The 13,162-nt window shown below is 63.3% G+C and carries 16 protein-coding genes; 10 read left to right on the top strand and 6 right to left on the bottom strand.

Translation table 11 applies throughout. From position 1 onward, the window contains the following. Positions 1-49 precede the first annotated feature (49 nt). Positions 50-1,111 (top strand): YeiH family protein, encoded by a 1,062-nt coding sequence (locus tag FJV83_RS27080; protein WP_142885433.1) that lies wholly within the window; start codon positions 50-52, stop codon positions 1,109-1,111. Between the two features lie 173 nt (positions 1,112-1,284). Next, positions 1,285-1,536: a DUF1858 domain-containing protein gene (locus FJV83_RS27075; protein WP_142885432.1), complete on the top strand. Its 252-nt coding sequence runs from the start codon at positions 1,285-1,287 to the stop codon at positions 1,534-1,536. Here the strand turns inward: FJV83_RS27075 and FJV83_RS27070 are convergent. Further along, positions 1,487-2,182: a Crp/Fnr family transcriptional regulator gene (locus tag FJV83_RS27070; RefSeq protein ID WP_142877951.1), complete on the bottom strand. Its 696-nt coding sequence runs from the start codon at positions 2,180-2,182 to the stop codon at positions 1,487-1,489. The genes FJV83_RS27075 and FJV83_RS27070 overlap by 50 nt on opposite strands. Positions 2,183-2,336: 154 nt before the next feature. Between FJV83_RS27070 and FJV83_RS27065 the strand changes: the two genes are divergently transcribed. From FJV83_RS27065 to FJV83_RS27050, 4 genes are all read left to right on the top strand, one after another. Next, positions 2,337-2,777 (top strand): pseudoazurin, encoded by a 441-nt coding sequence (locus tag FJV83_RS27065; RefSeq protein ID WP_095774909.1) that lies wholly within the window; start codon positions 2,337-2,339, stop codon positions 2,775-2,777. Between the two features lie 285 nt (positions 2,778-3,062). Continuing rightward, positions 3,063-4,166: a copper-containing nitrite reductase gene (nirK, locus tag FJV83_RS27060; RefSeq protein ID WP_142885431.1), complete on the top strand. Its 1,104-nt coding sequence runs from the start codon at positions 3,063-3,065 to the stop codon at positions 4,164-4,166. Between the two features lie 73 nt (positions 4,167-4,239). Then, positions 4,240-5,109 (top strand): SUMF1/EgtB/PvdO family nonheme iron enzyme, encoded by an 870-nt coding sequence (locus tag FJV83_RS27055; RefSeq protein WP_095790461.1) that lies wholly within the window; start codon positions 4,240-4,242, stop codon positions 5,107-5,109. A 25-nt stretch (positions 5,110-5,134) separates the two neighbouring features. Continuing rightward, the gene (locus tag FJV83_RS27050) at positions 5,135-5,569 is read left to right on the top strand and encodes a group III truncated hemoglobin (protein ID WP_142885430.1); all 435 of its coding nucleotides are present in this window, start codon (positions 5,135-5,137) and stop codon (positions 5,567-5,569) included. A 28-nt stretch (positions 5,570-5,597) separates the two neighbouring features. On the opposite strand, the gene FJV83_RS27045 is transcribed toward FJV83_RS27050, so the two are convergent. The 4 genes from FJV83_RS27045 to FJV83_RS27030 form a co-directional block, all read right to left on the bottom strand. Continuing rightward, entirely contained in the window at positions 5,598-6,095 is a 498-nt protein-coding gene (locus tag FJV83_RS27045; protein ID WP_095774912.1) for a GAF domain-containing protein, read from the bottom strand. Between the two features lie 176 nt (positions 6,096-6,271). Next, entirely contained in the window at positions 6,272-6,586 is a 315-nt protein-coding gene (locus tag FJV83_RS27040; protein WP_095774913.1) for a GYD domain-containing protein, read from the bottom strand. Positions 6,587-7,170: 584 nt separating this feature from the next. Continuing rightward, complete coding sequence (groL, locus tag FJV83_RS27035; protein WP_095793896.1) at positions 7,171-8,799, bottom strand: chaperonin GroEL; 1,629 nt, start codon at positions 8,797-8,799, stop codon at positions 7,171-7,173. Between the two features lie 61 nt (positions 8,800-8,860). Beyond that, complete coding sequence (locus FJV83_RS27030; protein WP_095774915.1) at positions 8,861-9,175, bottom strand: co-chaperone GroES; 315 nt, start codon at positions 9,173-9,175, stop codon at positions 8,861-8,863. 245 nt (positions 9,176-9,420) lie between these two features. On the opposite strand from FJV83_RS27030, the gene FJV83_RS27025 reads away from it, so the two are divergent. Together FJV83_RS27025 and FJV83_RS27020 are read left to right on the top strand one after the other, a co-directional pair. After that, positions 9,421-9,675 (top strand): hypothetical protein, encoded by a 255-nt coding sequence (locus FJV83_RS27025; RefSeq protein WP_142885429.1) that lies wholly within the window; start codon positions 9,421-9,423, stop codon positions 9,673-9,675. Then, positions 9,672-9,938 carry a DUF1488 domain-containing protein gene (locus FJV83_RS27020; protein ID WP_095774917.1) on the top strand — a complete coding sequence of 89 codons (267 nt, stop codon included), beginning with the start codon at positions 9,672-9,674 and terminating at the stop codon, positions 9,936-9,938. Before FJV83_RS27025 ends, FJV83_RS27020 begins: the two co-directional genes overlap by 4 nt. Here FJV83_RS27020 and FJV83_RS27015 read toward each other — a convergent pair whose 3' ends face one another. After that, complete coding sequence (locus FJV83_RS27015; RefSeq protein WP_095790466.1) at positions 9,939-10,163, bottom strand: DUF6500 family protein; 225 nt, start codon at positions 10,161-10,163, stop codon at positions 9,939-9,941. It lies immediately after the preceding gene. Between the two features lie 610 nt (positions 10,164-10,773). Between FJV83_RS27015 and FJV83_RS27005 the strand changes: the two genes are divergently transcribed. Both FJV83_RS27005 and FJV83_RS27000 read left to right on the top strand, forming a co-directional pair. Continuing rightward, positions 10,774-11,817, top strand: a complete 1,044-nt coding sequence (locus tag FJV83_RS27005) for a LacI family DNA-binding transcriptional regulator (RefSeq protein ID WP_095774919.1) — start codon at positions 10,774-10,776, stop codon at positions 11,815-11,817. Between the two features lie 63 nt (positions 11,818-11,880). Then, positions 11,881-13,128 carry a sugar ABC transporter substrate-binding protein gene (locus tag FJV83_RS27000; protein WP_095774920.1) on the top strand — a complete coding sequence of 416 codons (1,248 nt, stop codon included), beginning with the start codon at positions 11,881-11,883 and terminating at the stop codon, positions 13,126-13,128. The last annotated feature ends 34 nt before the right edge of the window (positions 13,129-13,162 follow it).

The following is a 13,162-nucleotide window of genomic DNA, read 5'->3' as shown; positions in this document are numbered from 1 at the left end:
ATCGTTTGAGGAATGGCATTCCTCCGGCATACATGTCTGGAGAATCGCATTGTCATCCGCCACCCGCGTCGCGAACGATATTTCGAAAAGCATGATTTCCACCGACCTCGCCGCAGGCCGCAAGCGGCTCGATTCGGTGTGGAACGGCATTATCCCCGGCATCGTGCTGGTGGCGATGATCACGGCCGTCGCCTTCTCGGCGCACAATGTCTCCGGCTTCGCTTTGTTCAGCCCGATGATCCTGGCCGTCGTTGCCGGCATGGTCTATTCCAACGTGCTCGGCACGCCGGCGCACGCCAAGGCCGGCATCGCCTTCTCGCAAAAGCGCCTGCTGCGCTTCGCCATCGTCCTGCTCGGCTTCCAGCTGACGCTCGGCCAGGTCGTCTCCATCGGCGCCGGCGGTGTCGGCATTGTCGCGGCGACGCTTGGCGCCACCTTCCTCTTCACCGTCACGCTCGGCCGGCTGATCGGCGTCGACGCCAAGCTGGCGCAGCTGATTGCCGCCGGCACCTCGATCTGCGGCGCCTCGGCCATCGTCGCCACCAACATCGTCACCGATGCGCGCGACGAGGACGTCACCTATGCCGTCGCCTCGATCACGCTGTTCGGCACCGTCGCCATGCTCGCCTTCCCGCTGCTCGCCCCCGCGCTCGGCCTCGACCAGCACGCTTTCGGCCTGTGGGCCGGCGCCTCCATCCATGAGGTGGCGCAGGTCATCGGCGCCGGCTTCCAGAACGGCACCCAGTCCGGCGAGATCGCCACCGTGGCCAAGCTGACGCGCGTTGCCATGCTGGCGCCGACGGTCATCGCACTCGGCCTGATGGCACGGCGCGGCAGCCGCGACCAATCGGCGGCACGGCCGCCCATGCCGTGGTTCGTCGCCGCCTTCGTCGCCGTCGTGGCGTTGAACAGCCTGGTCACCGTGCCCGCCGAAGTGAAGTCGGCCATGGCGCTCGCCACCACCATCATGCTGACCATGGGGCTGGCCGCCATGGGTCTGCAGGCCGACATTTCGCAGCTGCGGTCGCGCGGCCTGCGCCCGCTGGCGCTCGCCTTCTGCGCCTTCCTGTTCATCGGCGGCTTCAGCCTGATGCTGGTGAAGTTCGCCTAGCTCGCCAAGCCTCCCGTGAGAATTCGGATGCTGGCGGCCGCAGGGACGTCGGCTGGGTTGCCTGGCCGCATCTCACTCCAGTTTCCGACGCGCTCTTTCCTTGCGCCAGCACAACGACCGACCAACCGGCTCTGCTACGGTCGAAGTATGGGGAGAACCACGAAGGAGACGCCATGCGGATCGATCCGAACATGTCCATGGACGACGTCATGCGACGATGGCCAACAAGCGTTGCCGTGCTGATCCGGCACGGGATGCACTGCGTGGGCTGCCACATCGCTCCCTTCCATTCGATTGCCGAGGCCTGCCGGGATCATCGAATTGACGAAGCCGATTTCCTGAAAGGTCTTGAACGCGCCGTCGCCGGCGGGCCGGTCAGCCGTCCCGATGCTCCGCCAGCATCACCAGGCGATGCGCGTCGGTGACGGTGACACGCTGGCGGCCGCTGACGATGATCCCGCGTTCCTCCCAGGCGCTCAGCAGCCGGCTCACCGTATGCAAGGTCGTCCCCGTCATCTCGGCGATGTCCTGGCGAGAGATCGGGAAGTCGATCTCGATGCCGGCATCGGTCTTGCGCCCCGTCTGCTTCACCAGCCGCAGCAGCGCACTGGCAACGCGTTGCTCGACCTGTTCGGTGGCCAGTTCCATCACGCGCGCCTGCGTGTCCTGCAGCCTCGCGCCGACCGTCTTGAATGTTCCCGCGGTAAGAACGGGAAACCGGGACGACAGGTCCGGCCACACGGCATTCGGCCAGACCAGAACCACGCAGTCGACCGCCGCGATCGCGGTTGCCGGATAGGTCAGCCGGCCGAGTGCGGCGGCAACGCCGAATATTTCGCCCTCACTGATGTAGCGGGCGATCACCTGGCGCCCGTCGGGCGTGGTCCGCACGACGCGAATATGTCCCGCCAACAGCACGTAGAATGAACGCGCCTCGGCCTCCTGCTCGAAAATCGCGGCTTCTTTGGCAAACCGCACGGACCGGGCATCCCTCAGAATGCTGTCCAGCTCCGCGGGCCCCAGGCCCTCGAACAGCGAAAGCCTCGCGATGATCGATCGGTCAAGCGGCAACCCCAAACCCTCGCTGCACACGGCTCCAGATGACGCCGGCAGCCAGTCTATATTTCGTGCGCCAGTTTGCGCCAGCGCAAATCGCCTGTCCGTGCTGTCGGCTAGAAGGCTGCAACGGTTTGAGCCGTGATGCACCGAAGAAAGGACTTTACCCATGAAATTCCACCTGATTGCCGCGGCCGCCGCCCTGCTCGCCCTCGCCGGCGTCGCAAACGCCGAAGAGCACGTCGTCCAGTTGCTGACCAAGGGAGACAAGGGATCCATGGTCTTCCAGCCCGATTTCATCAAGGCGGCCCCTGGCGATACGGTCAAGTTCGTGCCCGGCGACAAGACCCACAATGTCGAAACCATCAAGGGAATGCTTCCCGACGGCGCCCAGGAAATCAAAAGCAAGATGGGTGAAACCACCACTGTCACCATGACGCAGGAAGGCGTCTACGGCGTCAAATGCAGCCCGCATTACGGGATGGGCATGGTGGCGCTGATCGTGGTCGGCAAGCCCGTGAATCTCGACGCGGCGCAGGCCGTCAAGCAGGTCGGCAAGGCCAAGACCGTGTTCCCCACGCTGTTTGCTCAGGTGGCGAAGGCGAACTGATCGAGGCCGACGGCCGGGCGGACAGACAGGTTCGTCCGCGCTCGACATTGGAATTGCGAAGTCTTGTGGGAGTGGCGGCGGCTTCGGCACCGTCACTCCCACGGCGTTTTGGCGCCCGGCGGGTATCTCCATTCGCCCGCGATTGCCGGTCTCCGAACAGCCGTCGTTGCCTCCCAGATGAACCAGATCAAGGCAAACTAAATTTCAAATTTGCGCCAGCGCAAAGAAGTCCTGGTGGAAAGGCTTATTCTCCAGGCATCGAACGGTTCAGAAAAGGAGCGGGAAATGCTTACGAGACGCGAAGCACTGTTGGGGTCTGTTCTTGCGGCTGCGGCCGTCGCGACGGTCGGCTCCATGCCGGCCATGGCCAGCGCCAAGGAAGTCGCCGGCTTGCCGCGGGAAAAGGTGACATTGGTCGCGCCGCCTTTCGTCCATGCCCACGACCAGGTGGCCAAAGGCGGTCCCAAGGTCGTCGAATTCACGATGACCATCGAAGAGAAGCCGATGGTGATAGACGCCGACGGCACCCAGCTCAACGCCATGACCTACAATGGCTCGATTCCGGGGCCCCTGATGGTCGTGCATGAGGGTGACTATGTCGAGCTCACGCTGATCAACCCCGACACCAACACGCTTGCCCACAACATCGACTTCCATGCCGCCACCGGCGGGCTCGGCGGCGGTGCGCTGACCCTGGTCAATCCCGGCGAGCAGACGACGCTGCGCTTCAAGGCGACGCGCTCGGGGACCTTCGTCTACCACTGCGCGCCCGGCGGTCCGATGATCCCCTGGCATGTCGTTTCGGGCATGAACGGAGCGATCATGATCCTGCCGCGTGACGGGCTCAAGGACGACAAGGGCAAGTCGGTCCGCTATGACCATATCTATTACATCGGCGAAAGTGACTTCTACATTCCCCGCGACGAGCAGGGTAAATTCAAGAAGTATGACTCGGCCGGCGACAATTACGATGACACGGTGAAAGTCATGCGTGGCTTGATCCCCACCCATGTCGTGTTCAACGGCAAGGCGGGATCGCTGGCCGGCGAAAACGCCATGAAGGCCAAGGTCGGCGAGACTGTCCTGATCGTCCATTCGCAGGCCAATCGCGACACGCGTCCGCATCTGATTGGTGGACATGGCGACCATGTGTGGGAACAGGGCAAGTTCGCGAACCCGCCGGCAAAGGACCTCGAAACCTGGTTCATTCGCGGGGGTTCGGCCGGCGCAGCCCTCTACACATTCCTGCAGCCGGGCGTCTACGCCTACGTCAACCACAATCTGATCGAGGCGGTGGAACTCGGCGCGACCGCGCATTTCACGGTCGACGGAAGCTGGGACGACGACCTGATGATGCAGGTCGAAGCGCCAAGGGCGATTACGTCCTGATTGCCGCCTCGGGTCCTAAGGTAGACGCGGCCTTGCGCCAATCCTGCAGGGCCGCGAACGCGGGAAAACTGCAATGCCCCTCAATCCCATCCTGGCTCTCGGAGGTCTGGCTTGCGCCCTGTTCACGCTGGGCGCGACGGGCGCCGTCGGCTGGCGCCCGGCGCCGGATCAGGAACTCCTGATACGCTCCGAACTCATCACCCTCGCGCCCGGATCGTTCGCCCATCCGCTGCCAGGCGAATTCCTCAGGCAGAACCACCCGGTCAGTGCTCCCGTGGTCCGGGCAACGGTGGCGGAGCCTTTCGAGATCATGAAATACCAGGTAAGCGCTTCGGACTACCGGCGCTGCGTCATGGCCGGCGCCTGCAAGCCGGCCGATGGCCGCGGCAGCGGCAATGTTCCGGTTACTGGCGTCAGCCATATCGATGCCGAGGCCTATGCCGACTGGCTATCGGCCGAGACCGGATCGGCATGGCGCCTGCCGACGGACATGGAATGGGCCTATGCAGCGGGCGAACGCTTTCGCGGTGACATCGAGGCTGGCGAGACCGACCCCAACAATCCGGCGCAGCGCTGGCTCGTCCAATATCGCACCGAGGCTTCGCTTGGACGAAAATCCGACCCCGAGCCGAGAACCAGGGGCGGATTTGGACCCAATTCCAAGGGGGTGGCCGACATTGCCGGCAATGTCTGGGAGTGGACGTCCACCTGTTACGTCCATACGACGGAAGCCGCCGACGGCGCCGGCGTTGCAAGCTCGATCGACAATTGCGGCGTTCATGTCGTGGAAGGTTTCCATCGCACCTATATGTCGAACTTCATCAGGGACGGGAAAAGCGGCGGTTGCGCCGTCGGCACGCCGCCCGACAATCTGGGATTCCGCCTTGTGCGCGACCGGCTCAATCTCGTGCAAGCCGCCATCCGGTGGCTGGGCATTTCCTGATCACGACAACAACAGGGCTTCTGCAATGACATTGAAATCGTCGCAGGCGGATCATGCGCGTCCGGCCCCGGAGAAGCCGTTGCATCATGCAGGCGTCGATCGGGCTGCGATCGGCCGGCTCGTTCGCGAATTCTATGCGCGACTGCGCAAGAACGAACGTCTCGGACCGATCTTCGCGCGCGAGATTCCCGGCGACTGGGAACCGCATCTCGAGAAGATGACCGACTTCTGGTGCTCGGTCATCCTCAAGACGGGTGACTATCATGGCCGCCCGGTGCCGGCGCACCTGAAGCTCGGGGACGTGACCGAGGCCGATTTCGATATCTGGCTGGCCATGTTCAGCCGGACGGCCGCCGAACTCTTTGGCCCGGAAATCGCCGCGGTGTTCGTCGACCGGGCCGAACGGATCGCGACGAGCCTGAAGCTGGCGATGTTCTTCCGCCTGGGCGATCGTGCCTAGAACCTCCGGCTCGGAACAGAACGGGCGCTCAGTCCTCGAACGAACTCGCGGCCGCATAGATCGCCGCCAGCGTCTCGATGCCGGCCTGGTCTTCCTTGTCGAAGCGGCCGGGCAGCGGGCTGTCGAGATCGAGCACGCCGAACACGCCTTCATCGTCCTCGAGCAGCACCACCAGTTCCGAGCGCGAATCGGCGTCGCAGGCGATATGGCCCGGGAAATCATGCACGTCCTTGATCAGCATCGAGGTGCCGAGTTGGACCGCCGTACCGCACACGCCCTTGCCGACCGCGATGCGCACGCAGGCCGGCTTGCCCTGGAAGGGTCCCAGCACCAGCTCCTCGTCCGAGGCCAGGAAATAGAAGCCGGCCCAGTTGAGGTCCGGCACCATCTGGAAGATCAGCGCCGCGGTGTTGGCGGCATTGGCGATCGAGTCGCTCTCGCCTTCGAGCAGCGCTTTCAACTGAGCGGCGAGGTCGCGATAGAAAGCGGCCTTGTCCGAGGTGTCGATGGCCTTGGCCGCGAACATGGCTTGTCTCCCAATTCAGAATCGCGGTTGCGTTTCCGCAAGCTCTCTGCACCAAACGACCACGCGACGATACTAGCTTGAATTCCAGTCGCCGCGAAAGTCGCAAGAAGATGCCCTGTCCGACACTCGGCAGCACGGCATCGAACCGTGCTGCCGTGATCAAGAAGGCAAGTCCATCAGCCGGCGGGTTTGTACGCGCCGGCTGCCTTCTTGGCGGCCGCGAGCACCGCCTTCATGTCGAGTTCTTCCAGTACAACCATCTCGGTCAGCGAGCCGCTCGCTCGCACCGCAAGGGACATGCCAATCCCCGCTGACTGGTCCGGCACCTCGCCATTGACAACGACGTCATAGATGCCGCGCGTGAACATCACGCTGCTCACCTTGCCGCCAACGCTTTCAAAAAGCGCCTTGACCGCGGCCTGCCTGTCCGAGCCTTCCATCAACCCTTTGGCGGCATGAGGCGCATAGTTTGCCAAGATAGTCACTTTCATGGGTATTTCCTCCAAATGTCATTGTCTCGTGCTGCCCCACAATTCGAGCGGCACGGAGTGATTTATTTTTCGGAACAATCGCAGGCGCCCTGGGACGCGTTGGCGGCCAAGGGCACGCTGCCGGGCAAATATGCGCTCAAGCTAATATAATGACAATACCGAACACGCCGATAGCGCCGACAGGAAGGTGCCTGGCTGGGCCACGCTCGGCCAACGGCATCGAGCTCGCGCCATTGACGCGCGATGTGGTGCTGAGATTGAACGGCCAGTAGCGTCGGGCGCGGCTTTACATCGGGCGCTTGGGCTCGCCCTTTTGTGGTGCGGCCGTGTCGGAATCCGATTTCTAGTGCTTGTCGGCGGCAATCCTGCGGATGCGGTCGAAGCGGTTGTCCTCGGTGGTTTCGGTCGTGACGACCGTCTGCGGCTTCCGCGCGAACACGATCATGGATCGATCTCATCGGCTAGAGGCCTGCGCGCCGGGAGAAAATCCCCCGGCGGCAAGATCCGGCTCCTGAAGCCGGCTCGGATTCAGGTCAGGCTGAAAGGTGACTTCTATGAACCACCCTCCAAGGCCGGCTGCATCCTTAGTAGCCGCCCATGCCGCCGCCGCCACCCGCCGGTGCCGCATCCTTGGCCGGGATGTCGGTGATCATCGCTTCGGCGGTGATCAGAAGCGCTGCGATCGAGCCGGCGTCCTGCAGCGCGGTGCGCACCACTTTCGCCGGGTCGACGATGCCGGCCTTGATCATGTCGACATAGGTCTCGTTCTGGGCGTCAAAGCCCTGATTGTGATCCTTGCCGTCGGCGAGCTTGCCGACGACGATGGAGCCCTCGACGCCGGAATTCTCGGCGATCTGGCGGATCGGCGCTTCAAGCGCCCGCAGCACGATCGAGATGCCGGCGGTGACATCGGCATTGGCGCCGTTGAGGCCCGATAGTGCCGACCTTGCACGCAGCAGGGCGACGCCGCCGCCGGGCACGATGCCTTCCTCGACCGCCGCGCGCGTCGCGTTCAGCGCGTCGTCGATGCGGTCCTTCTTTTCCTTGACTTCCGACTCGGTGACGCCGCCGACGCGGATGACGGCAACGCCGCCCGACAGCTTGGCCAGCCGCTCCTGCAGCTTTTCCTTGTCGTAGTCGGAGGTCGTCTCCTCGATCTGGCCCTTGATCTGGGCGACGCGCGCCTGGATGGTGGCCTTGGTGCCGGCGCCGTCGACAATCGTGGTGGTGTCCTTGTCGATCAGCACGCGCTTGGCGCGGCCGAGCATCTCGACGGTGACGTTGTCGAGCTTGATGCCGAGATCCTCGGAAATCATCTGGCCTGCGGTCAGCACCGCAATGTCTTCCAGCATCGCCTTGCGGCGATCGCCGAAGCCCGGGGCCTTGACGGCCGCGACCTTGAGGCCGCCGCGCAGTTTGTTGACGACCAGCGTGGCCAGCGCCTCGCCCTCGACGTCCTCGGAGATGATCAGCAGCGGCCTGCCGCCCTGCACCACCGCTTCGAGGATCGGCAGCATAGCCTGCAGATTGCCGAGCTTCTTCTCGTGGATGAGCACATAGGGCTCTTCCAGCTCGACACGCATCTTGTCGGCATTGGTGACGAAATACGGGCTGAGATAGCCGCGGTCGAACTGCATGCCCTCGACGACATCGAGTTCGGTTTCGGCGGTCTTGGCTTCCTCGACGGTGATGACGCCGTCATTGCCGACCTTGTCCATCGCCTTGGCGATCATCTCGCCGACGGTTACATCGCCATTGGCGGCGATGGTACCGACCTGCGCGATCTCGGCCGACGACTTGACCTTCTTCGCCTTGGCCTTGATCTCGACGACAACGGCGGCGACCGCCTGGTCTATGCCGCGCTTCAAGTCCATCGGGTTCATGCCGGCGGCAACCAGCTTGGCGCCTTCGCGCAGGATCGAGGCGGCGAGCAAGGTGGCGGTGGTGGTGCCGTCACCGGCGAGGTCGTTGGTCTTCGAGGCCACTTCCCGCACCATCTGCGCGCCCATGTTCTCGAACTTGTCGGCAAGCTCGATTTCCTTGGCGACGGTGACGCCGTCCTTGGTGATGCGCGGCGCGCCATAGGCCTTGTCGATGATGACGTTGCGGCCCTTGGGGCCGAGCGTGACCTTCACCGCATTGGTGAGGATCTCGACGCCGCGCAGCATGCGGTCACGCGCGTCGGTGGCGAATTTGATTTCCTTGGCAGACATTTTTTCAATCCCGTTCGAATTTGGAGTGGACGAACCCCGCGCGGAAGGCGCGGCGCTCCAGTCAGGCGGCCTTCTTGGCTTCGACGCTCTTCTCGATGACGCCCATAATGTCGGCTTCCTTCATGATCAGAAGGTCCTCGCCGTCGATCTTGACCTCGGTGCCCGACCATTTGCCGAACAGGATCAGATCGCCGGCCTTGACGTCAAGCGGCACAAGCGCGCCGTTTTCGTCGCGTGCGCCGGGGCCGACGGCGATGATTTCGCCTTCCTGCGGTTTTTCCTTGGCATTGTCGGGAATGATGATGCCGCCCTTGGATTTGGTATCGCCTTCGGCGCGCCGGATAACGACGCGGTCGTGGAGTGGCCGAAACTTCATGAAAACTTCTTTCTGGGGCCGGCTTAGGCGGCCGCGCCCTTCCTATAGGCGCTTTGGCACTCGATAGATAGGAGTGCCAAAAATTATTCGCAGGGCGATTAAATATTGAAAAGTATTATTTCGGCCTGCCGTTTCGTGATATCCGGAGGCGGTCAAATAATTCAAAAAATTGAATTTTGCCGGTCGGATGCCTATTTATCGGACAAGTTCATTTTCTCGATTCCAGCCCCAAGGAGATTTATGCGATGACTGACGGCAATCAGACGATCATGGAAAAAGCTGAAGCCCGCTTCGTCGACAAGCAGAAGAAGACGGCGGAGCGCAACAAGGCAACCGCCGAGTACATGTCCGAGGCGCGGGCCAGGGAGATCAAGACCGCAAAGCTCAGGACATTGCGCCTGGCCAAGGAAGAGGCGGATCGCGTCGCCGAAGCCCTGAACCCGACGCCGAAGAAGAAGCGGGCGACCAAGAAGGCCGCCGCAACGGAGGCAAAAACATGAGCCTGACCTTCCCCAACCGCAGCCGCAGCTATGACGAAGCCGGCAAGCGCATCCGCTTCGTCGGCCATGACGGCATGTTCCAGATTTCCTTCTCGGTTGCCGTCGATGCGATGAGCAAGATCCAGCCGCGAACCAGCGCCGATGAAGCGGGCTACCTCGCAACGTTCGACACCGAGAGCAGCGTCATCCGCGATGTTGCGTCGAAGGCCTACGGCCGTACGCGCAAGAGCATGTATGTGCTGACATCCGACGACTTCGGCTGATCAGCCGAGGTCCATGTCCTCGATCATCGTCCGTATCTTCGCGGCTTTTTCGAAATGGTCGAGGCGGTGGGTCCTGATCCACCATTCCGCTGCTTCCATCAGCAGTTCGGGGTCGTCATTCCTGTTGGCGAAAAACGCGTAGAACGACAGGCCGACGGCGGGCCCTTTCTCGGAAATCTTGCGGTCGCAGACCTCCAGTATCTTTTGCCTCAGGCTCGCTCTCACGGGAATCCTTCTTGTTTTGGTGTTGCGGGCCTTGGCCCACCCCGGAACGTTCAACCCTTGCGCTCCGCCCTCTCCTGATGTCGCCTACATTCATCTGCACGACCATGTCCTCGGCCTCGCGCGGGCTCATGCCGACCATCATCTCTTGCCTGATCACGCCTGGCTGGCCAGTCAAGACATCGACGATGGCCCAGATCTGCGGCAGATCCATGCGCAGTGTGCCAGAAGGTCGGGCACAGATTCTCGGCTGTAGGGTTTTTGGAGGCCTCGCCTCGGGATCGAACCGAGGCTTCAGAGATTTGCCGTCTCCAGCGTAGCCGCTCCGCCACGAGGCCATGGCAACCGAACTAACGGGGAAATGCTTGCGGAAACGTTAAGGCCCAACGGCCGTTCTGTCGGTACTTTGGAAAATGTCGCCTGGCGTCGCTCTTCGGCAGACCCTTGCGGCGAAGCGATCACGGACGTCAACTTTCCCCTTGAACGATCTCCCGATCTGGCTTAGCCTCGACTTGAGAAAAGGTTTTTCCAAACAGTTCCGATCGGGCTCGGCCATTGGCCGGGCCATGCTCCGGCCTGTAAGAGAAAACCTTTTCCCAACTCAGGATTCTCGATGGCATCGGACGATCAGCCTGTTCCGGTTTTCCCCAAGCCCGTCACCTTGCGTGACGTGGCGGCGCGGGCCGGCGTCAGCGTCGCCACGGCCTCGAAGGCGCTCAACGACCAGGGGCGCATGACCGCCGAGACGCGCGAGCGCATCCGCGAGACGGCGCGGAGCCTGGGCTTCCGGCCCAACAGCCTGGCGCAGAGCCTGCTCAGACGCCGCTCCTTCACCGTCGGCCTGCTCACCAACGATACTTATGGCCGCTTCTCGCTGCCGCTGATGTCGGGCATTTCGGACGCGCTGGTCGACAATGGCGTCTCGGTGTTCCTGTGCAATGTCGAGGAGGATCCGCGGCTGGGCCAGTTGCATGTCGAGGCCATGCTCGACAAGCGCGTCGACGGCATCATCGCCACCGGCAAGCGCATCGACCGCCATCTGCCCGTCGATCTCGCCAATCTGCGCATCCCGGTGATCTATGCCTTTACCCAGCCCGATCCCGACGCCGTCGCCTTCGTCTCGGACGATGCCGGCGGCGCGCGGCTGGCGGTCGAACATTTCTGCCGGCTTGGGCGCAGGCGCATCGCCCATGTCAGCGGGCCGGCGAGCTTTGCCGTGGTGCACGCCCGCGCCCAGGCCTATCGCGACGTGCTCGCCGAAAACGGGCTGCCGGTCACCGCGCCGCTGCTCGGCGCCTGGTCGGAAGCCTGGGGGCATGAAGCGGTGGCGCAATTGTTCGACGGCAAGAGCGAACGGCCCGACGCCGTTTTTTGCGGCAACGACCAGATCGCGCGCGGTGTCATCGATGCCTTGCGCGAGCGCGGCCTCGACGTTCCAGGCGATGTCGGCGTCATCGGTTTCGACAATTGGGAGATCGTCGCCGAAGCGACGCGTCCGCCGCTGACCTCGGTCGACATGAACCTGGTCGCCCTCGGGCGCGAGGCCGGGCTGACCCTGCTTTCCCTGGTCGGCGGTCAGCCCGCCGCGCCGGGCATTCGAAAACTGCCGTGCCGGCTGGTGGTGCGTCAGTCCTGTGGCCGCCCACCGGACGGCTGAAAACGCAGCGCCGCGTGACCGCGCCAAGCCGCGCACCGCGGCCAACCCTTGGAGGAGGAGAACATGAGGAACGTGATTGCCAAACTGGCCCTGGCCGCTGCCGTACTGGGCGGTGGTCTCGGCGCTGCCGCCGCCGACACCGCCAACATCTGGGTGCGCGCCGACGGCTCGAATTTCATGCCGCGCATCGTCGATGCCTACAACAAGGCGCATAAGGACCAGATCAAGCTCGACATCATCCCCAATGCCGAGATCATCCCGAAATATGGCGCCGCCGCCGCCGGCGGGACAGCGCCCGACGCGCTGTCGCTCGACCTGATCTACACCCCTTCATTCGCCGCCGCCGGGCAGTTGGAGGACATCACCGACTGGGCCAAGTCCCTGCCCTATTTCGCCAGCCTGTCGCCGGCGCATGTCAAGACCGGCACCTACAAGGACCACATTTACGGCCTGCCTTTCTCGGCCGACGCCTCGGTGCTGATCTGGAACAAGAAGCTGTTCAAGCAGGCCGGCCTCGACCCTGAAAAAGGCCCCGCCAACTGGGCCGAAATCGCCGCCGACGCCGAGAAGGTCAACGCGCTTGGCGGCAACATCAAGGGCTTCTACTTCTCCGGCAATTGCGGCGGCTGCAACATCTTCACCTTCACCCCGCTGATCTGGGCCTCGGGCGGCGACATCCTCAGCGAAGACGGCTCCAAGGCGACGCTGGACAGCCCGCAATTGCGCGGCGCCATCGATCTCTACCGCTCGATGGTCAAGAAGGACCTGGTGCCGGCAGGCGCGCAGACCGACACCGGCGCCAACTTCTTTGCCGCCTTCGCCGCCGGCAATATCGGCATCTCGCCCTCCGGCGCCTTCGCCATCGGCGCGCTCAACACCCAGTATCCCAATGTCGATTACGGCGTCACCTTCCTTCCGGGCAAGGATGGCGGCTGGTCGTCCTTTGCCGGCGGCGACAATTTCGTCGTCACCAAGGGCACCAAGAAGCTCGCCGTGGTGAAGGAGTTCCTGGATTTCGCCTATTCGCTGGAAGGCCAGACCATCCTCGCCAAATATGGCAGCCTGCCGGTGCGCGGCGACATCGCCAAGGACGCGCTGAAGGATCTCGATCCGCGCTACCAGGTCGCCGCCGAGGCCATGGCCAAGGGCAAGACGCCCTATTCGGTGGTGTTCAACGACCTGATCAACTCCGCCAACGGCCCCTGGACGCAGATGATCAACGAGGTCTTCTTCGGCGACGATGTCGATGGCGCCATCGCCAACGCACAGGAGACCATGCAGTCGATCATCGACCAGGCGCCGCAGAAGTAGCGGCCGCCTGCCTCCCTACCTCCCAACAAGGGGG

The organism is Mesorhizobium sp. WSM4307 (assembly GCF_007003945.1).
GTDB lineage: Bacteria > Pseudomonadota > Alphaproteobacteria > Rhizobiales > Rhizobiaceae > Mesorhizobium.
This window is presented reverse-complemented; position numbering and strand designations above follow the sequence as displayed.

Bases quoted from the DNA above. Each gene is read 5' to 3' on its own strand.
- FJV83_RS27075 (WP_142885432.1), top strand. From the start codon at position 1,285: ATGCGGATCGATCCGAACATGTCCATGGACGACGTCATGCGACGATGG.
- FJV83_RS27065 (WP_095774909.1), top strand. From the start codon at position 2,337: ATGAAATTCCACCTGATTGCCGCGGCCGCCGCCCTGCTCGCCCTCGCC.
- nirK (WP_142885431.1), top strand. From the start codon at position 3,063: ATGCTTACGAGACGCGAAGCACTGTTGGGGTCTGTTCTTGCGGCTGCG.
- FJV83_RS27055 (WP_095790461.1), top strand. From the start codon at position 4,240: ATGCCCCTCAATCCCATCCTGGCTCTCGGAGGTCTGGCTTGCGCCCTG.
- FJV83_RS27050 (WP_142885430.1), top strand. From the start codon at position 5,135: ATGACATTGAAATCGTCGCAGGCGGATCATGCGCGTCCGGCCCCGGAG.
- FJV83_RS27045 (WP_095774912.1), bottom strand. From the start codon at position 6,095: ATGTTCGCGGCCAAGGCCATCGACACCTCGGACAAGGCCGCTTTCTAT.
- FJV83_RS27040 (WP_095774913.1), bottom strand. From the start codon at position 6,586: ATGAAAGTGACTATCTTGGCAAACTATGCGCCTCATGCCGCCAAAGGG.
- groL (WP_095793896.1), bottom strand. From the start codon at position 8,799: ATGTCTGCCAAGGAAATCAAATTCGCCACCGACGCGCGTGACCGCATG.
- FJV83_RS27030 (WP_095774915.1), bottom strand. From the start codon at position 9,175: ATGAAGTTTCGGCCACTCCACGACCGCGTCGTTATCCGGCGCGCCGAA.
- FJV83_RS27025 (WP_142885429.1), top strand. From the start codon at position 9,421: ATGACTGACGGCAATCAGACGATCATGGAAAAAGCTGAAGCCCGCTTC.
- FJV83_RS27020 (WP_095774917.1), top strand. From the start codon at position 9,672: ATGAGCCTGACCTTCCCCAACCGCAGCCGCAGCTATGACGAAGCCGGC.
- FJV83_RS27005 (WP_095774919.1), top strand. From the start codon at position 10,774: ATGGCATCGGACGATCAGCCTGTTCCGGTTTTCCCCAAGCCCGTCACC.
- FJV83_RS27000 (WP_095774920.1), top strand. From the start codon at position 11,881: ATGAGGAACGTGATTGCCAAACTGGCCCTGGCCGCTGCCGTACTGGGC.